A 21003-nucleotide genomic window follows, 5' to 3' on the forward strand; every position below is an offset into this window, starting at 1 on the left:
TTACACAAGCCTCTTCCCGAATCCAAGCGTAGTCGTTACCCTCGAAACTTCCCAATACCGAGCAAAATGAATATTTCTAGATAAATGGCTAGATATGATAGAAATACAAAATTTCTTAAGTACGTAACTCTGAAATCAACAAGATCGACTTCGTTTTAATCTTAATTTTGCAAAACCTTTATGCTTTCATTAATGACCTGAAGCTGTCCGTTAGCATGCATTTCTTTAAGGGTTGCCGTCAAAGCGGGTACAAGGTACTCGTTACGTTTGTGCACATAATGATACATAATAGTTATATGAATGGGTGGTTCAAGTCTCACCATATTTAGCTCTCCTAATTCATCAAATAAGCTTCCGCTAAAGTTCCAAGAACCACTGCATCACTGCGTTCAAGGTAGAGATGACGGGGATTGTCAACTTAACAACCGACCAACCAATTATGCGATAATCTGCTGATGAAAAATTCAAACATCTACGCCGGTTATCGTTATCCTGCACAAATTATTATCCATGCAGTTTGGCTTTATCATCGCTTTACACTTAGCTTTCGAGATATCGAAGAATTGCTTGCAGCTAGAGGCATTGTTGTTACTTATGAGACGATCCGGCAGTGATGTAAAAAATACAGCGCTATCTATTGTAACTAGATCAAAAAGAACGGTGGTCAACTTGGTGATACTTGGTATCTGGATGAGGATTTCATCAAAATAAATGGCGTCTACATTACCTTTGGCGAACGGTGAACAAGATGGTGATGAGGTTTATATATTAGTCCAAAAGCGCAAAGAAAAAGGGGCTGTAACGCTTTTTTTAAACGCTTATTGAAAGGTGGAGGCGCCACACCAATCATGATTGGTGACAGATAAACTAGCAAGTTACTCTGCTGCAAAAAAAGAAATAATGCCAAGTGTAGATCATTCAACCGTTCAGTATGAAAATAATGGATGTGAATTATCTTATCAACCTACTCGGCAACAGGAAACGCAGATGCGACGCTTCAGATCACAGGGTAAGCTCAGCGTTTTTTGAGTTGCAATGGCGTGGAGAATAATTTATTTCGCTTTGGTCGTCATTTAATGCAAGCAAAACATTATCGAGCATTTCGAGATCGCTCTTTTTCTGAATGGATGCAGGTGAGTTGCGTTCAAAATTTAGATTAGGGCTAATTTTATAGTCTTTAGTCATCCTGATTACATAAGTTGGCAATACCTTCCTAAAATATATTTATCTACAAATTAATTCGTTGTGATAAATGAAATTTCATTTTTATCAATTATTTTTCTAAAAAAATTAATATTCCTGTCCATATTAAATTGAAAATTAACTTTTAAATCAATTGTTTATTTGTTTTTATATTGATTTTATTAATTAAGGGTTCAAAAAAAATACCCTTAAAACGTAATGTTTTTTTATTTTCACCTTAATAGAACTTTATAAATTTAAAAAAAGGTGAAATATGAAAAGAATCAAAATTAGCGGTTTAGGGCTTCAACTACATCCCAAAGTTGGAGATTTGGTAACAGGCGATGTAGTTGACCTAAATGCAGATTGCAGTATCAATGAACTGAGTGAAACACAATTATCAATATTGCTAGAAAATATTGTATTAAATGTTTTGCCATTGGAAGGCAGTGTATACCAATTACTATCCCCTAACGTGGTGTACAACATTTTGTCTAGGCATCCCGCTGCAAAAAATATGTACGTCAATGTATTAGTGCATTCACCAAAAAATAAACTAGAGCTTTTAGAGTTAATTTTAACCTTAAATTTAGTTCTACCATCGTTATCATTAATTTCGTCATCTCACATATCTAAAACAATCCATGCTCGCTATCAAAAACTGAAATTGATGGGGTGTCAGCCTATTTCTATAGCGAAATTATCACGCCTAGCCAATAAAAAACGATCAACTTTTAGGAGATAAATATGAAGAATATGCGTAATAAAATTATTGAAAAAACGAACAGATTAAAATCTTCTGGAGCTCCCTTTCCTCCTGTACATGCTCATATGCAAAAATTATTGTATTTCTATGAAAGTCGGCTTTCTAATCGTCAGCTCATGGTTTTACTCTTAATTTGGTTGAAGCATGATTTTAAATCGGTCCAAGAATTGAAAAAATTTCCTAAATTTTACCGTTTAAAATCCTCACAAGCAGCATCCAAAAACGCAGTTCGAATAATTCGTGATGGTGGTGTTTCATGGGTTGAATATTCGATTGAAGGAGCTTCTGATAATTATGTTTGGATGCCTGTTCCTAAGATTTTTAAAAATCTATTTTGGAGAGTATTGCAGCAACATAATAATTATGAAAAGCCGATTTTGAATACTATTGAAATTGCTGATTTATATCATTTTTGGATGAAGGCGATATATCGAACGCCTAGTAATTCTAATGTAAAAATGGCTCAAAAAACGGTTTGGTCAAATTATATCTCCAGTTATTGCCATGCTGATCCAATACTATCTAGTAATGCGATAGAATTTTATTTTTCGATGCTGCATCACTCATCTGCAACCGCCTATCAGAGTGAGAGTATAGAATCAGTGCGTTATCAGATTTTTCAATCTATTAATAATGCCGTTCTTAGGTTGGTGCAAGAAGCTGAAAAATGGGAAGTATTATCTCGATTCATACGACAAATCGATCAGAGAGATATTCTTCCGAATAAGAATGAAAAATTACCTCCATATTTAATTGAAACACGAGGAATGATCAGTGAAATTCAGATCGAGTACTATGAACATCATCGCGAGATAACTACACAATCTAATGTGAAAATAGGTACAACGAGTGGAGTGAGTAGGGCTAGTGTTATAAATTTATTTTCGCTATTAAATAATAAAATTACTTCGGCTAAAAATAGAGTTATCCGTCGCGGAGAATTCATTAATTATTACAATTTAGTATCCTACTCTTTGGCATTGCAGTTCATCACGCTCTCGAGTATTAGACCCACTCATGCAATTTCCCCATTGCTCTCATCATTCTATTCAGATCGTTTTTGTATTTATGATAAGGGTCAAGCTCGAAATATTTTGTTGTGTGGGTTTCTACAAGAGCAGATATCTAGGTATCAAAATCTCCAAAAGCGTCTTTTAGATTCAACGTCATTGTTCGAGTCGTCTCCATATATGATTTTTCTCATCAATGAGAAAAATGAGCCAGTTCAATTAACCGCGAGGAATCTCCGGCGGTTTTTGAGTGAGCATTGGGTCGGGCATGTCCCATATCAATTACGGAAGATTTTTTCTCAAACATTGATGGAGTTGCACATGCCCAATCACCTCATCTCTAGAGTTATGGGGCATAGTCGATTGGGAGAACATGATGGCGCTGTGACTATTTTTCCATATGAAGAACGTGAAATTTTAACATTTTTAAATCGTCTTCCTACCATTTTTAAAATGGAGTTGTTTTAGTCATGATTAGTCCAATTGAGGTTACAAACTGGTTAACTAATCAGGATAGAAATACAGTACTTAGTGAATCAATTAGTTGGGTGCTGGAGCATTGGTTAGAGCTGCATAATGCCAACGAACCAAAATTAATATCTGAAATGTTGGTTGATATAAAGAAATCGATCGGAAAGATATCAACGGGAAAACGTAGAGCCTATCGTAGAGCTCTCGAGGTGATTGTTGAGTATTTGTCTGAGCATTTACGTTGGTCTATACCTCTTGCTGAAAAACGTAAAATTCAGGATGCTTCAAATCTTAGGTATCAATTAATCTCTGCTGAATCTGCTAATGCTCAAAAATTGTTAAATGGCTATGAAACTCTTCTTGAAGAGAAAGCCAAAACAGCGTTTGTTTTTCAGGTGGAGTTTTTAGCGATTTCTCTATTATTAGATACAGCCCCCATACCATTGCCATCAATATTCTATCTACTGAGTCATCCAGCTACTGTTGAGGAAATTAATGGTGTAGCGACAATTTCCTACCCAATTAATCTTGGTGAAATAGGTCAAAGTTCCCACTCTGCGCGTTATAAATTAGGTGCATTATCATATCGATTGCTAACAAATTATTTTAAATCTAATAAATCAATATCTAACGTCAACGTACTACGTAAAAAAATAAAAAAGTTATTAGCTTCTGAACCTTTTTATATTGAGATCTCTTCAGATAGTCAACTGAACAGAATCGTTGCATGTCATTGGCAAAAAATCCTGCCTCAATTTTTTCTAGATGATTTCATGAATCCTACTCATCAGTTTGCACTGTCTCCTGAACGTTACAAGTCTCTGGTTCAGTGTAAAACAACAATGAAATTTCCAAATCAAAAAACACTTTTTGATTCTTATATTTCATTGAATATTAATGTTAGTGGGAAGGTACGTTTCCCGCATAAAAATTTGTTAAAACGATATAAAAAAATAGGTAAAAAAGCTTTATTAGCGGAGGTGAAAAAAGCGGGGCCTATAACCTGGCAGGAACATAATATCTTACCACAATTATATTACCTATATGTTGTTGAACTTATTACATACGGAGGTGCAAAAAAAGATAATTTAGCCATTTCATCTATTGAAACCTACACCAACGGTGAAAATTATTTAACCAAATACCCACTAAGTTTAGAACAGGCAATGAATGAGGAACCCCTAAACAGCTGGGCTAAATCATTTTATCAAAATGTGGATTCTGAATCGGTTAGGCAACATTTATTGTATTTTCTCCGTTTTATGGCGGAGCAAGAGATCACTGATTCGTTAAATGTCGGTGCATTCAAATCTATTTATTTACCTAAAATAACTGATGCTAATTTAGTTTCTGCTACTGAACTACGTGAAATCATGCTGATGTTATTCAAAGGGGATGCTGAGTCAAAAATGCAGAAGCTATTTACTCTGGTAGTGATTAGCCTCAGCTTTCATGCTTCTCTCCGACGAGGAGAGATTCTCCGTTTAAGGATTAGGGATATAGAACCTTGTGAACATAAAGGGGCACTGTTCCGGGTTATTGTAACTAATACTGTAGAAGGGAAAACTAAGAATAGAAAAACGAGAGTCGTACACGTAAACCTTCCTATTGAAGAGGCGCAACTTCTTCGTTGTGTTTTAAAAATCAAACAGAGCGAAAACTGTAATTCGCCATTAATTGGGTTTTCTGGTGAGTTGGTATCATCTCGTGAACGCCAATATATTTTACCAATCACACGTGCAATTAAAATGATTTGTGGTTCTAAATGTCGTTTTCATCATCTGCGACATGGCGGTGTTTTTGTCCTGACTAACCAAGCATTATTGCTTTTTACTGAAATTGGAAAAAAACATAATTGTCCCTATCTGAATAGGTTGTTACATCCTGAATTTATTAAAAAACGATTTTCATATTGGTTAGAAAATCGATCAATTAAATTAATTAACTCAGCTGTAGCATTTGATGAGGTAGCTGGAATGATTGGCCATAGTTTATTTGATACAACTCGCAGCAGTTATCTACATGGCCACGAATGGCTAATTGATTACTTTAAGCCTCAAGCTATTTGCTATTCAAAAAAACAACTTCGTTTTTTATTTGATTTACCCGCTCATTCAAATGATATTTCTCGTCGAGTTAAAATCTTGTTAGATAAAGATATATCGAATAGTCAAACTCTCTTTCATAGCTCTGCTACGTTACTCACGAATCGAGTTGCTGAAATGACCGTTAGAGGTGGTTCTGGGCTTTCTTGGTTACATAAAAACCCACCTATTATTGATAGTTTTAACTGGGTTCGTGGGTGGCTAAATGAGCTGGATAAATCGACGAAAACTTTTGATGTTATCACCCGCCATAGTATTAAAAAATCAATTACCCAATCACTCATAACTTGGTCGGAATTATCTAAAATTAAGCTTTTGGTCTATAGAAATACCCCCCGTATAGACTACGACAAACCGACGCAAAAACTTATCAAAAATTTTCTCTCTAATTTAGATATTGAAAGCAGCAGCTTTGAAATGTTTTTAACTAATAAGTCGCTAATTCATTATAAAAAATTGTTTGGTTTACCTGAATTTTCGATTTTTCAGCGGCAAATAATTTTATTTAAAAATGAACACACCGCTAGTAATCATAAACGAGAGTTTATCGAAAAAAATCTATTATTTGGCCGCTCTAAATTAGTTGTTGAGTCTATAAGTTCGGGCAAAAGCAGGGTGGAGGTGAGTCTAGCATTAAAAAACTTTCCCATTAAAAAATTACTAAACATTTATTGCACAATTTATTTATAACCTAAGAGGAAAGTACCCATGTTTACAAAACTAAAATTAAACAATGAAAAAATTAATGAGCTCAATTCATTACTGAAAATAGCGGATAAAAAATCGAAAGATTTTAGGCAAATTGTTTTTGAACTAGATCCAAAAAATAAAATATTGAAATTAGTTGCAGGTAATTCATTACAAATGAGCAGTCTCACATTAACTAAAATTAATATTGAATCAAATGATACAGAAAAATGTTTTTTTTCATTTGATGCGGATATTATGATTGAGGCTCTTTTTGGAGTAGTTGATAATTTCGATATTTATTTGAAAAAAGATTGTCTAGAAACTATAGAAATGTCATTCCCAGGGCTGCCGCGATTTCGAAGGGGCTATTCTGATCAACCGAATCAAGATTTCTTAAATTACCTGTCTAATAGTTATGAATTAACAGATAAAAAATATAATAGGACAGCACTACTAGATCTTGTCCAATTGGTAAATGAAAAATTCAGTCCATTTGAATCTGTATTATTAAAATCAGATGAAAATAATACAGATTCGGTCAAGGTTTTACGCGATGGAGAAGTCTTTGAACAAAATTTAGGGACTAATTCTCATCTAGATGTGGAATTGTTTTTAGATAAAAATACGATCAATGCAGTTGTGGGAGCCTGTCAAAATAGTAGTGATGACGAAATAGGGATAGAAATAGAGAATGATAGAATAACTCTACAATCTAATGACAGAAAAACCTCTATATCTTTACCTGATTATAGTGATCTTTTATCAAAAGTTGAAATACAAAAAGAAGTTGTTTTTAGTGCTGTTTTAGATGCTTATAAATTGAAACTGGAGTTATCAAATTACATTAAAATTAACAATATCAAGCAACAGGAGCAAAGTTTTTTGTTTTTTGATAGTGGAAAGCTTTTGGTTTGTGCCATAACTGAAAAATTAGAATGTGCGGATCTGCTTGAGTTAATTGATGTGTCAACTAACCAAAAAACGCTGGTTTTGATGGTTAATTTACACTTATTTAAAGCATTAAAAGTCAAAGATGTTACTGATTTTCATCAGCTAAAAATTTCTATCACAAGAGTAAATGGGGAATATTTTTTTTCATTTTTTAACCGTTCTGATTTTAGGCACCCATTTTTTTCCGTGCCTTGTATTTCGGTACCAGAACGAGTCGATGAGGTTAATAGGTTATCTCAAAAATTACAAATTCAGATTGCTGATCAAAATAAAAGTTCGGTTAAAAATCAGCAAATTGATTTGGTTGGCTATGATGAATTACTCGATCTCTGATTATTGTGTCTAAATAATTAAAAGCGAGTTCAATGGTGATAACTATTGAAAATAAAAGAAGGGTGTAGCCAAAATTTACTTGGCTACACCCTTCTTTAGATTACGTCCCTGATAATCATCAGTATTAATGCTATAGCTACTTAATACCTTATTTTGATGGGCTAACTCTATTGAAGGGCTCTTGTTTTATTTATCCTCTACAAAGGATATTGTTGCACTTATCCTCTAGAGAGGATATTGTTCTTCTTATTCCCTTTAGAGGATATTTATAAGCTTACCCCTATAAGGGGTATTCCTGCATTTATCTTTTTGTCAGATATATTTTTTAGGGAAGGTTCTTATTATGTACCTTTCTATGTTTGAATAAATAGCAAGGAACTTTGATATGATATATAGCCCTAAGCAACTCGCTGATTTGATGCTTTTAATAAGGCAAAAAAATAACTGGACTCAAAAAGAACTAGCAAAAAGAGTCGGTATAAAACAAGCAACTATTTCAAACTTCGAAAACACGCCAGACAAAACAACTCTTTCAACCTTTTTTAAGCTGCTTCAAGCTATGAATTTAACGTTAAGAATTGAAGATGTTACTCAAGAAAAATATAACAATAACGATGAGGACTGGTAATGCAAGAGTTAATCGCATATATGAATGGCGAGCTTGTAGGTAGTTTAAAAAAATTATCTAATGGTGCTCACTCATTTCAATATGGAAAAAGTTGGGTAAACAATAGCAAAGCCCGGCCATTATCATTATCGTTAAAGTTGCAATTACCACCTATCAATTCAGATGCCGTAATTAATTATTTTGATAATCTTTTACCTGATAGTCCTTTAGTTCGAGAAAGAATTGTCACCAGGTATCAAACGACATCGAAACAACCTTTCGATCTTCTCAAAGAAATAGGTAAAGATAGTGTTGGGGCTGTAATGCTATTACCTCCTGAACAGTCCTACAGAAGCGAACCCCTTAATTATGAAGTATTAGATGAGAAAAGGTTAGAAGAAGTGCTCTCTGCTTACAAGTCTGAGTTTCCTTTAGGGATGATCGCTGGGGAAGAAGATTTTAGGATATCAGTTGCTGGCGTACAAGAGAAAACTGCTCTGCTTTTGTTAGATGGAAAATGGTGCATACCTAAAGGTAATACGCCGACAACACATATAATAAAACTACCTATTGGTGAGATAGAGCAAGCAAATGCAACGTTGGATTTAAAGGATAGTGTGGAGAATGAATACCTTTGTATTGAACTAGCTAGAGAGCTTGGTTTTGAAGTCCCAAATGTAGAAATAATAAAAACTAAAAATATCAAGGCACTCGCTATTGAACGGTTTGATAGACGTTGGAGTAAAGATAGAACGAAGATATTACGTTTACCCCAAGAAGATATTTGTCAGGTATTTGGAAAACCCTCGTCGATTAAATATGAATCTAATGGGGGGCCTGGAATAGCTGAAGTAATGAAACTATTAATGGGCTCGAGTAATGCACTTGAAGATCAATATAACTTTATGAGATTTCAAGTATTTCAATGGATCATAGGAGCTACAGATGGGCATGCTAAAAACTTTTCTATTTTTATAGGGAGAGGTGGAAGTTATAAGCTAACTCCATTTTATGACATATTATCTGCTTACCCTATCCTTGGGGGGCGTGGGTTAAATATAAGACAACTAAAACTTTCAATGGGTTTAAAAGCAACAAAAGGTAAGAAATATGAGATAAATAAAATTTTACCTCGCCACTTTATTGATACTGCTAAAGCTGTAAAGTTTAACCAAGTCAAAATGGAAGCTATTTTGATAGATCTAAAAGAACAGTTACCAGAAGCTATTCTTCGACTGAAAGAAAAGCTTCCTGAAGATTTCCCCAAACATGTTTCAGAACTTATTTTTGAAAATTCGATTAAAATTCTAAGTAAGATTTAATCTTATACTTAAACTTTGTATCTTATTTTGATTACATTTTTTTATTTATTGTAATTAAATTAGGTTACGTTTTGCTTAAAAATAAGCTCTGGAATATAAAATATTTTCTGATTTAGATAGTTTATCAACGTATTAAAAATACAAAATTGTTGAATTTTTTCAACAAAGAAGCTCAGTGATTTTGTATTTTAAATTTAATTTTTGCTCATTTGATGTGACCATTTTTTTAAAATTAAATTTTAAATGGTTAAATTTGGCATTAAACGGTGTCGTTATTTCTGAAAGTAAGTACTTGTAATTAAATGTTTTTCTTTTTTTTCAGTAAGTTGTAAAAATATTCTTGTAAGCCTTCCAAGCTGATGATGCGGGTTCGATTCCCGCTGCCCGCTCCAAGTATTTATACTTTAAAACCAAGCTCTTATGCTTGTTTTTTTGTTTCTGGCATCTATTGAAAATCACCGAGGGACCAAAAGTCGCCCTCTTGTAGCCCAAGCCTATCTTTATCCTTTATAAATTATTTTTATCTTGCTCACTGTAAACTTCAAGTAACTCTCCCACAGTGCAATCTAAATAATTGCATAGTAGTTCTAGCGTTTCAAAATCAATGCGATTATTTGTATCATGGCATACTCTCGTTGCAGTACTTCTATCAACTCCGACACCTCTAAATATATCAGCCAACTCGGCAACAAGAACAACAGATGCGTAAGTTTAGATCGCAAGGCTAAACCCAACGTTTTTGAGTTGTCTTGGGATGGTCAAATAACCTGTTTCGTTTTGGCCGTCATTTAATACAAGCAAAACATTATTGGGTGTTTCGAGAACGCTCCTCCTCTGAATGGAGGCGAGTTAGAGGTGGCCCAAATTTAGATTCAGGCTGAATTAATCAGCCTTTAGTCATTCTGGTTACATAAGTTGACAGTACCCGAATGGGTTATGGAAGCTCGAAACCTATCAAGAATATTGTGTGATGGATTTCGAGCCTGTTGATGGCTAAATAACGTTTATAATCAATTAAAGCAGTGATCTCATTACATATTGAAGTATTCCACCATGACGGAAGTATTCAAATTCATTCGGGGTATCAATACGGATATCTGCTTCAAAAGAAAACGCGTCTCCATTTTCTTTGGTTACATTAACGGTGACTTGTTTTTGTTCTGCTGTAATCGCTTCAATTGAAAAAGATTCGGTACCATCCAAATCATACTTTTCAGCCCCTTCACCTTTTTTAAATTGTAACGGTAATATACCCATACCGATCAGATTTGAGCGATGGATGCGTTCATAGGTTTCTGCAATGGTCGCTTTTACGCCTAATAATAAAGGTCCTTTTGCTGCCCAGTCGCGAGAACTCCCTGTTCCGTACTCTTTACCTGCAATCACGACTGTAGATACATTATTGGCCGTGTATTGTTGTGCCGCCTCAAATACAGTCATCTGCTTGCCTTCAGGTTGATAAGTTGTAAATCCGCCTTCTGTGCCGGGGGCAAGTTGGTTTTTTAACCTGACGTTAGCAAATGTACCTCGCATCATTACTTCATGATTACCGCGTCTTGAACCGTACGAGTTAAAGTCTTTTGCTTGTACTTGGTTTTCAACAAGGTATTTGGCCGCTGGCGTTTCTTTTCCGATAGAGCCGGCAGGTGAGATATGGTCGGTTGTCACACTGTCACCTAGTTTTAATAAACAACGTGCATTTTCAATCGCTTTTATTGGTTCAGGTTGCACATTCATGTTGTCAAAAAAGCTTGGTTTTTTAACATAGGTACTTGTCGGCCAGTTATAAATATCACTATCAACGGTTTCGAGGTTTTTCCAACTATCGCCACCATCGTAAACTGAACCATATTTATCCGAGAACATTTGTTTGTTGACCACGCGAGTCACAATGTCTTGTATCTCTTGCTGACTTGGCCAAATATCTTTCAAATAAACAGGCTTCCCTTCATGACTAATGCCTAATGCTTCATTAGCAATATCCATTTTCATATTGCCAGCTAACGCATAAGCAACAACAAGTGGTGGTGACGCTAAGTAATTGGCTTTCACATCTGAATGGATGCGACCTTCAAAGTTTCTATTTCCAGATAATACCGAAGTAACGGTTAAATCATTTTCTTTGATCGCATTACTTATTGGCTCTGCTAACGGCCCTGAATTACCAATACAGGTGGTACAACCATAACCTACTAAATTGAAACCCAGTTTATCCAGCTCTGTTGATAAACCTGCATTATTTAAATATTCAGTTACCACTTGTGAGCCAGGTGCAAAACTGGTTTTTACCCAAGGCTTGACGGCTAACCCTAATGCATTGGCTTTTTTAGCGAGTAAGGCGGCAGCCACCAGTACCGATGGATTCGATGTGTTAGTACAACTAGTGATGGCCGCGATGACCACTGCGCCTTCATGGAGCTCTACATCTTGTCCTTTTAGGTGATAAGAGGCAGATGTTTTGGGCGCTACCGCTGTTGAACCAATATTTTTAGCGCCACCTTCATCATCAAAACGTTTGTTTTGTTGTTCCGCAGGAATGATTGATAACTCTTTTTGTTGTTTAATCCAGTCTTCAAAAGCTGATGCTGCTTGGTCTAAATTAATTCTATCTTGTGGGCGCTTAGGGCCAGCAATAGCAGGAACTACCTTCTCTAAATCGAGACTAACTTGGGCATGGTATTCAGTATTTTTCTGAGACTCGCTTCCCCACATACCTTGCGCTTTTGCATAGGCTTCTATGATATCGATTTGTTCTTGGCTTCTTCCCGTTAGCTCGAGGTATTTTGATGTTTGTTCGTCAATTGGGAATAAACCACAGGTTGCACCATATTCAGGTGACATATTAGCAATCGTTGCGCGATCAGCCACGGTTAAGTGTTGTATGCCTGAGCCAAAGAATTCAACAAACTTACCGACTACGCCATGTGCTCTTAATTTTTCGGTGACGGCTAATACTAAATCTGTTGCTGTTGCACCCGCTGGTAATTTCCCGGTCAATTCCATTCCTACCACTTCTGGAATTAACATGGTGACAGGTTGACCTAGCATCGCTGCTTCTGCTTCTATACCGCCAACGCCCCAGCCTAGTACTCCTAGTCCATTTATCATGGTGGAGTGTGAGTCGGTTCCCACTAAGGTATCTGGATAGAGCAGGGGAGTATCATGTTGATCATCAACAAAGGTGACTCTTGCGAGGAACTCTAAATTAACTTGATGTACTATACCTTTGCCTGGAGGGACAACTTTAAAGTTATCAAATGCACTTTGTCCCCATTTTAAAAACTGATAACGCTCTTTATTTCGTGCTATTTCAATTTCAGTATTTTTTTCAAAGGAGTCTGCTTTACCAAACTCATCTACCATGATCGAATGGTCTATGACTAAGTCTACTGGTTTTAAGGGATTGATTTTATTGGCATCGCCACCGAGTTCAAGCATCGCATTACGCATTGCCGCTAAATCAACAACAGCAGGGACACCAGTAAAGTCTTGTAAAATTACACGTGATGGGACAAATGCAATCTCTGTATCAAGTGCAGCTTTAGTATCCCACTGGGATAAGGTTTTAATATCATCCTCTTGCACATACAGTTGCTCACTGTGGCGGAGTAAATTTTCTAATAAAATTTTTGCAGTTAAAGGAAGTCGATTAATATCAATATCTAAGCTTGATAAGTCGAAATAGTTATAATCTCTACCATTAATCGTCAAGTTTGATAAGTATTTGTTTGATGATGTCACTTTACTCTCCTTATTACGCTTAAAATGCTTTAATTGTAAAATTCAATCTAGTTGTGATTGGATGATGTTTGATTACTTATTGAAACCTCTTATCTGCCTATAATTTAACAATGTAATAAAAATACTACAGCCAATGGCATTACCCAATAAAGTTAATAAGATAACGGGTGTTATTGTGATTAATGTAATATTGGCTGACATGAGGTTATCCAATAAACAATCTAACAGAACCGGCAATAAAATGGTGAAGCCCACCTATGCCGATAAGTAATGTAGCAATATAAATGCACAGGATCTGGCTGAAAGTTGAGTGGGTAGAAAGCATTCTTTATGCGCCAATTGCCATTAACCATCCAGCCTCGCAGAGTACTTATGAGTAAGCTGCCTGTTGCCTTTTTACTTTGATACCAGTCATTTGAATGACTAATCCATCACTTTTTACGTTAGTTACACAGATATTATGAGCAATCACTGTGCCAGGATAATAAAAAGCGCGGTATACCATGATGGGAAAAGGGAAATATTATAATTATCAAGGGAATAGAAGGTGTTCGCTCACTTACATAAATCAGGAAATGATATAAAACTGAATACAATGGGTATTGCTCGTGTAAGCTTTACTTGAATGATTATAAATTTTACACATTTAATCGTTTTTTAATTTATTCACTTGGCTGTCAATCCAAGTACTCACATAGCATTTCCAACTATAACACTGCTAATTTCCATTACTATCTGATATTAAAGATCTCTGATTTCGCTTCTTCAGAGTACAATTAGCATAAGTAAAGCATCAAAAAACGTCACGGTAGGAAAGATTATGAGGGTTGTAGCTTAAACATAAAAATAGAAGTGTATAATAATCAATTATTTAATGCTATTTGACATAATAAGGCATTGATTTTTACCCCATTAATCACTATCGTTGTTTGAAAATACCAACCACTTAGCTAACGGAGCTTCGCTTAAATGCATTATTTCTGGGTGCCATTTTTACCCATGTTCGGGATACTTGTTCCCTTACTTACCAATAAACTTAATCGTAGCGCATGCACGCTGGCTACTGCGTTGTTGCCTGCTCTTGCACTTTGCTTAATTTTCCTCGATTTACCAGCGGTATTTGCAGGGGAGTCTTTTAGTAAAAGCGTAGAGTGGATCCCTCAATTAGGTTTATCGTTGTCATTTCGGCTGGATGGTTTAGCTGCATTATTCAGTATATTGATCTTGGGGATTGGTTTACTGGTGATCTTATATGCGCGTTACTATTTATCTGAAAAAGATAATATGGGGCGTTTTTACAGTTATTTAATTATGTTTATGACGGCAATGCTTGGCATTGTTATGTCGAACAATATGCTACAACTCTGGTTTTTTTGGGAGTTGACTAGTATTAGCTCATTCTTGCTAATTGGTTTTTGGTCACACAATAGCGATGCCCGTAAAGGCGCTAGAATGGCGCTTACTATTACAGGAGCGGGTGGTTTAGCGTTATTGGCCGGAATTATTCTATTAGGTCAAGTGGTCGGCAGTTACGAATTAGATGTCGTTCTTAACAGTGCTGAGTTGGTAAAACAAAGTCCATATTATATTGCTATTTTAAGTTTATTTTTAATTGGTGCATTTACAAAGTCTGCCCAATTTCCATTCCACTTTTGGTTGCCTCACGCAATGTCAGCACCGACGCCAGTTAGTGCTTACTTGCATTCAGCGACTATGGTAAAAGCAGGAATATTCTTATTAGCACGTTTCTATCCGGTATTGGCTGGTACAGAAACGTGGTTTGTTGTGGTTTCTTTGACAGGTTTGTTTACGCTATTATTGGGTGCTTATACCGCATTATTTAAACATGATTTAAAAGGGCTATTAGCTTACTCAACCATTAGTCACCTTGGTTTGATTGTACTGCTTCTCGGTTTAAATACTGAATTAGCCGCAATTGCTGCGATATTTCATATTATGAATCATGCTGTTTTTAAAGCGTCATTATTTATGGCTGCAGGCATTATTGATCATGAATCCGGCTCGCGAGATATGCGTAAAATTAATGGGTTATGGAAGTACATGCCTATTACCGCTACCTTAGCAATGGTGGCATCGGCTTCGATGGCTGGCGTGCCGTTGCTCAATGGTTTTTTATCTAAAGAAATGTTCTTTGCTGAGACGTTAGAACAAAGTATTTTAGGGGCGATGTCTTGGTTAATCCCTGTCTTAGCAACGATTGCTGGCGCTTTCTCTGTTGCTTATTCTCTGCGTTTTATACATGATGTATTTTTTAATGGTGAACCGAAAGGGTTAACTAAAACGCCTCATGAACCTCCACGTTATATGCGTGTGCCAGTGGAAATCTTAGTGGCAATATGTTTGTTGGTAGGTATCTTCCCTAACTACACTATTGGACCTTTGCTTCAAAGTACTTCATTAGTGGTGCTTAATCATCCCTTACCTGAATATAGCCTTTCTATTTGGCATGGGTTTAACCTTCCTTTGTTAATGAGTGCATTAGCTATTATTGGTGGTGTGGCGATTTATTTGAACCGCAAACATTTGTTTAAATTTGCAGGCATGTTCCCGGATGTTGACGCAAAATTGGTATTTGAAGATTGTATTCAGGCCTGTGTAAAATGGTCACAAAAAATAACCACTAAAATGGAGACGGGCTCTCTACAGCGCTATGCTTTTTGCCTGTGTTTCTTCGCGTTATTATTGATTGCTCCTCCTCTATTTGACTTAGAGACGACGAAGGGAAGTTTAGCTGGTACACCTATAAACGGTGCTGTGATAGTGGCTGCCATTTTGATCGTTGCTGGGTCGCTAGCCACTATCATCTGGAGTCATTATCGTCTTATTGCTTTATTAATGTTGTCGTTAGTGGGATTAGTGGTATCGATAACCTTTGCTTACTTCTCTGCACCCGATTTAGCCCTTACGCAGCTTTCGGTAGAAATCGTAACGGTGATTTTATTATTGCTTGCACTGTACTTTTTCCCACAACAAACTCCAACCAGTAAAAGTCGACCTAGTCACTTTGTGCGTGATTTAGCCGTTGCATCATTTATCGGTTGTATTATTGGCGCCATTTGTTTTGCGTTAATGACCCATCCTTTGGATAGTATTTCCGCGTATTTCTTAGAAAATGCAAAAATCGGCGGTGGCGGAACCAATGTGGTGAACGTTATTCTGGTTGACTTCCGTGGCTTTGATACCTTTGGTGAGATAACAGTATTAGGTATTGCTGCATTAGGCATTCATAAGTTGATCGCGCGTATGCGTTTATCAATGCGCACTAAAGATTACGCAGGGCGTTTATGGGCTAAAGAGAAATACCCTGTACTATTATCGGTTGTATCACAAAGTTTATTACCGCTATTTTTACTTATCTCTGCTTATATATTTATGCGCGGACACAACTTACCAGGCGGTGGTTTTATTGCCGGTTTGATTACATCTATTGCATTAATTCAACAATACCTTGCACACGGTGTGGATTGGATGGCTAAAAGAGTAAGTGTAAGTTATCACTATATGATCGCGATTGGTTTAACCATTGCCGGACTAACTGGTTTAGGTAGTTGGGCTTTTGGTCGACCATTTTTAACTTCTTGGTTTGAGTATGTATCCTTGCCTTGGATAGGTAAGTTCGAACTTGCTAGTGCATTGGTGTTTGATATTGGTGTTTATTTCACCGTGATCGGTGCGACATTACTTATATTAGCAAGCTTAGGTAAGTTAACCACGACAGAACGACTTACAGTAGGAGAAAGATAATGGAATTAGTCTATGCAATTTGTGTTGGCTTTATGAGTGCCTGCGGTATCTTTTTGATGCTACGTGGGCATACTTTTACTTTAGTTATTGGGCTTACTTTATTGTCTTATGCAGTTAATTTATTCCTATTCGCTAGTGGTGGTTTAACGATAGGTGCACCAGCTGTACTAAACAGCAGTGAGAATTATGCAGATCCACTACCGCAGGCGTTAGTACTTACGGCTATTGTTATTGGCTTTGCGATGACTGCTTTTGCTGTAATTTTAGCGATGCGCGGACGAGCAGACCTAGGCAGTGACCATGTAGATGGTATAGAGCCTTTTGATCCTTTAGCTGAGGAAAAATCCTAATGAGTTTGTTTGACCATTTAGCTATCTTTCCGGTACTGATCCCTTTTATTGTGGCTGTTGCTCTGCTTTTTCCAGGGCTAAATAATTCTTTAAATAAACAACGTGTAGTGAGTATCACTGCTAATGTATTAATGGTTGTCGTTGCCTTTTCATTGCTATTTAAGGTTCAAGGCGAAGGTATCCAAGTGTATGCGCTTGGTGATTGGTCTGCGCCTTTTGGCATTGTATTAGTTGCAGATCTATTCTCGGTATTAATGGTGTGTTTAAGTGCTATTTTAGGCTTAGCAGTCACGCTATATGCGAGTGCTGGTGAAGATAAAACAGGTGCCTTCTTTCATTCCCTTATTATGTTCCAATTAATGGGGATTAACGGTGCATTTTTAACGGGTGATGCATTTAACTTATTTGTATTTTTCGAAGTGTTATTAATCGCTTCATATTCACTGATGATACACGGTGGTGGTAAGCAAAAAACACAAGCTAATATCCATTATGTATTTCTTAACTTAATTGGTTCATCGTTATTTTTGTTTGCACTGGGCACCTTGTACGGCACGTTAGGGACACTTAATTTTGCTGATATGGCAGATAAAATTCCGTTGCTTTCAGACAATGAGCTACTGATTGCTAAGTCTGGCGCTTTATTATTACTAGCTGTATTTGGATTGAAAGCAGCGATGCTCCCTTTGCATTTTTGGTTACCCAAAGCTTACTCCTCTACAAGCACTTCAGTGGCCGCATTATTTGCCATTATGACTAAAGTGGGTATTTATAGTATTTGGCGAGTGCATGGAGTGATATTTGGTGATCAAGCAGGTGAACTAGCTAATATCGCCTTACCATGGTTGTGGCCAATTGCTTTATTAACTATTGCTGTTGCTAGTATTGCGGTATTAGCCAGTAAAAGTTTGAAAGTGCTTTGTAGTAACTTGGTCATTGTATCTGTGGGTACGTTATTGGTGACCATTAGTTTGAATACGGTACAGGCCACTTCAGCTGGAATTTATTACTTAATACACAGTACCGTCGCTTGTGCTGCTATGTTCTTGTTAGCTGGCTTAATTCAACAACAACGTGGCCAAGCGGAAGATCGTTTTGTTGCTGCTAGAGCAATGTCGCAAGCTGGCATTTTAGGCTTTATCTTTGCATTATTAGCGATCGCTTTAATTGGCATGCCACCGTTATCAGGTTTTGTTGGTAAAGCGTTAATTTTGCAATCAGTTACTAAAGCAAGCCAAGCAATGTGGGTTTTCCCACTGGTACTTGTGGGAGGGTTGATAGCAATGATTGCTTTAGCACGCGCTGGTACGTCTTTGTTCTGGCAAACTACTGGTGAAAATACTAGCGCACTTAAAAGTCATCCTATGCAATATATTGCTATTGGCTTATTAGTCGGAATACTGCCTTTGATGGTTATTTTTGGTGGAACTGTAAATGATTATACGCAATTGGCTGCAGAGCAACTTAAAGCTGGTTTAAGTTTACAACAACTTAATGAGGTCGCTAAATAATGGACAAAGTACGTAAATTTGTTTGGTTTCCTACGCCTTACCACAGCATATTACTATGGCTAGTGTGGCAAATATTACATGATTTTAGTCGTGGACATATGGTATTAGGTGCTGTGTTTGCGATTGTTATTCCTTGGATTGTAGCTCCTCTGAGTGAAGAAGCAGCAGTAGCAAAAAAACCTATTAAGGCGTTGACGTATACGTTTCGCTTGCTGATTGATATTGCTGTCTCTAATTACGATGTAGCGAAGCGCGTATTACAAAGTAATCGTCATTTAAAGCCAGCTTTCATTGTTGTCCCTTTAGATATTAAAGAACCTGTGCCACTGACTATTTTTACAAGTAGTGTTTCATTAACACCAGGAACTGTGAGTGTTGAGTTATCTGAGGATAGGAAGTGGTTATACGTGCATGTATTACACCTTGAAGATGAGCAGGCATTAATTAAGCTTATCAAAGATCGTTATGAAGCACCTTTAAAGGAGATTTTCGGATGTTAAGTGTCGCTATACTGATTGCTTGTGGATTAATTTCTTGCGCTTTAGCGTTAAATGCGTGGCGTTTAATCATTGGCCCCACTACACCAGACAGAATCATCGCCGTTGATACCATGTACATTAATAGTATTGCGCTGATCATCTTGTTAGGGCTTCATCAAGGCTCTGCCATTTATTATGAAAGTGCATTATTAATTGCGCTGCTTGGTTTTGTAAGTACTTCTGCTTTTTGTAAGTACTTACTACGTGGCGATATTATCGAATAAGGAAAAGAGATGACTGTATTGTTAGAAGTAGTGGTGAGTGTTTTATTAGTGTTCGGTAGTATGGTAATGCTAATCGGCTCTATTGGCTTAGCAAAACTCCCTGATTATTTTACTCGCTTACACGCTCCTACGAAAGCCAGTACCTTAGGGGTTGCCTGTATATTAGTGGCATCGATGATATTTTTCAGCGTGCAACTTGGCCACGTAAGCTTAAAAGAAGTATTGATCAGTATGTTTTTATTGATCACAGCTCCCGTTGCTGCACATATGCTAGGGAAAGCAGGCTTACATTACAAAGTAAAAATGACTGATACTACTCAGAACCAACATTTAGCTAAAAAAGCCTACTTACAACAACATCCAGAGGATAAGTAGCTCGTTTTTCTTTAAGAATACAATTGTAAGTAACGTATTATCGATCATCTCGAGACGGATTTTTGTAATAGATGCAGGTTAGCTTTATTAATTTTTCTGTTTTCCTGTAATAACTGGATAATCCCCATAAACTATTTATTTATCATTTTAAGGGGATTATTTAATACTATTAAGGAATTGCTCTGTTTTCATATAACTTTCAAGAGCCTTTGAAAACTGCTTAATAGTTTTTATTTTGCTAGGTTTAGGGTTTCTGTTAAATACATGATAACAAGCATACTCCGGCGGCTCAGTAGAAAGCTCTGAGATTTTAACAGGATGAATCTTTTCGAACTTTCTAGCTATCCATACCGGCACTATTGCCCACTTTTCCTTCAGATCAAACATAGTGAACAGCAACGATACGGTATCAACACTAGAATACTCACTTTGATCATGTTCCCACCAAAAGTTATGCCATATTTCATATTCAGGTATGTAAGAAAAGAGTATTTCATCCGAGGTTTTTAAATCATGAGGATGCACTTCTTCCGGATATTTTGAAGATATTGATGAAATAACCACACCTCTAGACTTAAATAGAGGAGTGGCAATGGCATTCGGGTATTTTAATGAATTGAGTGTGAATCCGATGTCAATCTCATTACTTTCAATTAAATCGTAAATTGTTTTGCTCCAATGTGAGCTGACATTAAGAGAAATAGCATTATTACTATCGATAATATCTTTATAAAGACTTGAAAAAACGCACGTATTTAAGCTATCAATACTTGCTAATTTTAAATTCATCTTAGATTCTTGAAGTGTCCAAAGCTTAGTTTCGTTACTTAGGATTTTCCAGCGAGTGGCGATTTCAATAAATTCCTCCCCTTTTAAGGTTAGGCTGACAAACTTTTCTCCTCGTGATCTAATCAATAATTCACACCCCAAAGCTTCCTCTAAAGAACGAATTCGGTGGCTGACAGCCGACTGTGAAATAAAAAGGCTCTTAGCTGCTATAGATAGATTTTTTGTTTCAGTAATCATCAAAAAAGTTTCAATCTGCTCAATATTCATTATTT

The 21003-nt window shown here is 36.5% G+C and carries 14 protein-coding genes and 2 pseudogenes; 13 read left to right on the forward strand and 3 right to left on the reverse strand.

What is annotated here, in order from left to right:
- The first annotated feature begins 455 nt into the window (after positions 1-455).
- From AC0L3W_RS15105 to AC0L3W_RS15135, 7 genes and pseudogenes are all read left to right on the forward strand, one after another.
- Positions 456-1160 (forward strand): annotated as a pseudogene (locus AC0L3W_RS15105) (IS6 family transposase).
- A 296-nt stretch (positions 1161-1456) separates the two neighbouring features.
- Entirely contained in the window at positions 1457-1927 is a 471-nt protein-coding gene (locus tag AC0L3W_RS15110) for a hypothetical protein (RefSeq protein WP_409440152.1), read from the forward strand.
- 2 nt (positions 1928-1929) lie between these two features.
- On the forward strand, positions 1930-3426 hold the full coding sequence (locus AC0L3W_RS15115) for a hypothetical protein (protein ID WP_409440151.1): 1497 nt from the start codon (positions 1930-1932) through the stop codon (positions 3424-3426).
- Between the two features lie 2 nt (positions 3427-3428).
- Positions 3429-6224, forward strand: coding sequence for a site-specific integrase (locus AC0L3W_RS15120; RefSeq protein ID WP_409440150.1), 2796 nt, complete (start codon positions 3429-3431; stop codon positions 6222-6224).
- 18 nt (positions 6225-6242) lie between these two features.
- Positions 6243-7508 carry a hypothetical protein gene (locus AC0L3W_RS15125; protein WP_409440149.1) on the forward strand — a complete coding sequence of 422 codons (1266 nt, stop codon included), beginning with the start codon at positions 6243-6245 and terminating at the stop codon, positions 7506-7508.
- A 418-nt stretch (positions 7509-7926) separates the two neighbouring features.
- Positions 7927-8073, forward strand: a pseudogene (gene hipB, locus AC0L3W_RS15130) (type II toxin-antitoxin system antitoxin HipB); the annotation flags it as partial.
- 62 nt (positions 8074-8135) lie between these two features.
- Positions 8136-9437: a type II toxin-antitoxin system HipA family toxin gene (locus tag AC0L3W_RS15135; protein WP_409440148.1), complete on the forward strand. Its 1302-nt coding sequence runs from the start codon at positions 8136-8138 to the stop codon at positions 9435-9437.
- Between the two features lie 507 nt (positions 9438-9944).
- On the opposite strand, the gene AC0L3W_RS15140 is transcribed toward AC0L3W_RS15135, so the two are convergent.
- Both AC0L3W_RS15140 and acnA read right to left on the reverse strand, forming a co-directional pair.
- Positions 9945-10118 (reverse strand): helix-turn-helix domain-containing protein, encoded by a 174-nt coding sequence (locus tag AC0L3W_RS15140; protein ID WP_354669233.1) that lies wholly within the window; start codon positions 10116-10118, stop codon positions 9945-9947.
- Positions 10119-10451: 333 nt separating this feature from the next.
- Complete coding sequence (gene acnA, locus AC0L3W_RS15145; RefSeq protein WP_409440147.1) at positions 10452-13178, reverse strand: aconitate hydratase AcnA; 2727 nt, start codon at positions 13176-13178, stop codon at positions 10452-10454.
- A gap of 969 nt (positions 13179-14147) precedes the next feature.
- Here acnA and AC0L3W_RS15150 point away from each other — a divergent pair.
- The 6 genes from AC0L3W_RS15150 to AC0L3W_RS15175 are packed head-to-tail and all read left to right on the forward strand — an operon-like array spanning position 14148 to position 19942.
- A complete protein-coding gene (locus tag AC0L3W_RS15150; protein ID WP_290040215.1) occupies positions 14148-16943 on the forward strand; it encodes a monovalent cation/H+ antiporter subunit A in 2796 nt (931 codons plus the stop codon).
- The gene (locus AC0L3W_RS15155; RefSeq protein WP_290040216.1) at positions 16943-17293 is read left to right on the forward strand and encodes a Na+/H+ antiporter subunit C; all 351 of its coding nucleotides are present in this window, start codon (positions 16943-16945) and stop codon (positions 17291-17293) included. The genes AC0L3W_RS15150 and AC0L3W_RS15155 overlap by 1 nt, the downstream gene beginning before the upstream one ends.
- Positions 17293-18804, forward strand: a complete 1512-nt coding sequence (locus AC0L3W_RS15160) for a monovalent cation/H+ antiporter subunit D (RefSeq protein WP_290040218.1) — start codon at positions 17293-17295, stop codon at positions 18802-18804. Before AC0L3W_RS15155 ends, AC0L3W_RS15160 begins: the two co-directional genes overlap by 1 nt.
- The gene (locus AC0L3W_RS15165) at positions 18804-19304 is read left to right on the forward strand and encodes a Na+/H+ antiporter subunit E (RefSeq protein WP_290040219.1); all 501 of its coding nucleotides are present in this window, start codon (positions 18804-18806) and stop codon (positions 19302-19304) included. The genes AC0L3W_RS15160 and AC0L3W_RS15165 overlap by 1 nt, the downstream gene beginning before the upstream one ends.
- A complete protein-coding gene (locus tag AC0L3W_RS15170; RefSeq protein WP_409440146.1) occupies positions 19298-19567 on the forward strand; it encodes a K+/H+ antiporter subunit F in 270 nt (89 codons plus the stop codon). Before AC0L3W_RS15165 ends, AC0L3W_RS15170 begins: the two co-directional genes overlap by 7 nt.
- Before the next feature lie 9 nt (positions 19568-19576).
- On the forward strand, positions 19577-19942 hold the full coding sequence (locus tag AC0L3W_RS15175) for a Na+/H+ antiporter subunit G (RefSeq protein ID WP_290040222.1): 366 nt from the start codon (positions 19577-19579) through the stop codon (positions 19940-19942).
- 156 nt (positions 19943-20098) lie between these two features.
- On the opposite strand, the gene AC0L3W_RS15180 is transcribed toward AC0L3W_RS15175, so the two are convergent.
- On the reverse strand, positions 20099-20998 hold the full coding sequence (locus tag AC0L3W_RS15180) for a LysR family transcriptional regulator (protein ID WP_409440145.1): 900 nt from the start codon (positions 20996-20998) through the stop codon (positions 20099-20101).
- Positions 20999-21003: the final 5 nt, after the last annotated feature.

It is taken from the genome of Psychromonas sp. KJ10-5 (assembly GCF_055808325.1).

What these genes read in the sequence shown, in the direction of transcription:
- AC0L3W_RS15165 (WP_290040219.1), top strand. Translation starts at nt 18,804, where the DNA reads ATGGACAAAGTACGTAAATTTGTTTGGTTTCCTACGCCTTACCACAGC.
- AC0L3W_RS15120 (WP_409440150.1), top strand. Translation starts at nt 3,429, where the DNA reads ATGATTAGTCCAATTGAGGTTACAAACTGGTTAACTAATCAGGATAGA.
- AC0L3W_RS15180 (WP_409440145.1), bottom strand. Translation starts at nt 20,998, where the DNA reads ATGAATATTGAGCAGATTGAAACTTTTTTGATGATTACTGAAACAAAA.
- AC0L3W_RS15155 (WP_290040216.1), top strand. Translation starts at nt 16,943, where the DNA reads ATGGAATTAGTCTATGCAATTTGTGTTGGCTTTATGAGTGCCTGCGGT.
- AC0L3W_RS15110 (WP_409440152.1), top strand. Translation starts at nt 1,457, where the DNA reads ATGAAAAGAATCAAAATTAGCGGTTTAGGGCTTCAACTACATCCCAAA.
- AC0L3W_RS15175 (WP_290040222.1), top strand. Translation starts at nt 19,577, where the DNA reads ATGACTGTATTGTTAGAAGTAGTGGTGAGTGTTTTATTAGTGTTCGGT.
- AC0L3W_RS15170 (WP_409440146.1), top strand. Translation starts at nt 19,298, where the DNA reads ATGTTAAGTGTCGCTATACTGATTGCTTGTGGATTAATTTCTTGCGCT.
- AC0L3W_RS15150 (WP_290040215.1), top strand. Translation starts at nt 14,148, where the DNA reads ATGCATTATTTCTGGGTGCCATTTTTACCCATGTTCGGGATACTTGTT.
- AC0L3W_RS15135 (WP_409440148.1), top strand. Translation starts at nt 8,136, where the DNA reads ATGCAAGAGTTAATCGCATATATGAATGGCGAGCTTGTAGGTAGTTTA.
- AC0L3W_RS15125 (WP_409440149.1), top strand. Translation starts at nt 6,243, where the DNA reads ATGTTTACAAAACTAAAATTAAACAATGAAAAAATTAATGAGCTCAAT.
- AC0L3W_RS15160 (WP_290040218.1), top strand. Translation starts at nt 17,293, where the DNA reads ATGAGTTTGTTTGACCATTTAGCTATCTTTCCGGTACTGATCCCTTTT.
- AC0L3W_RS15115 (WP_409440151.1), top strand. Translation starts at nt 1,930, where the DNA reads ATGAAGAATATGCGTAATAAAATTATTGAAAAAACGAACAGATTAAAA.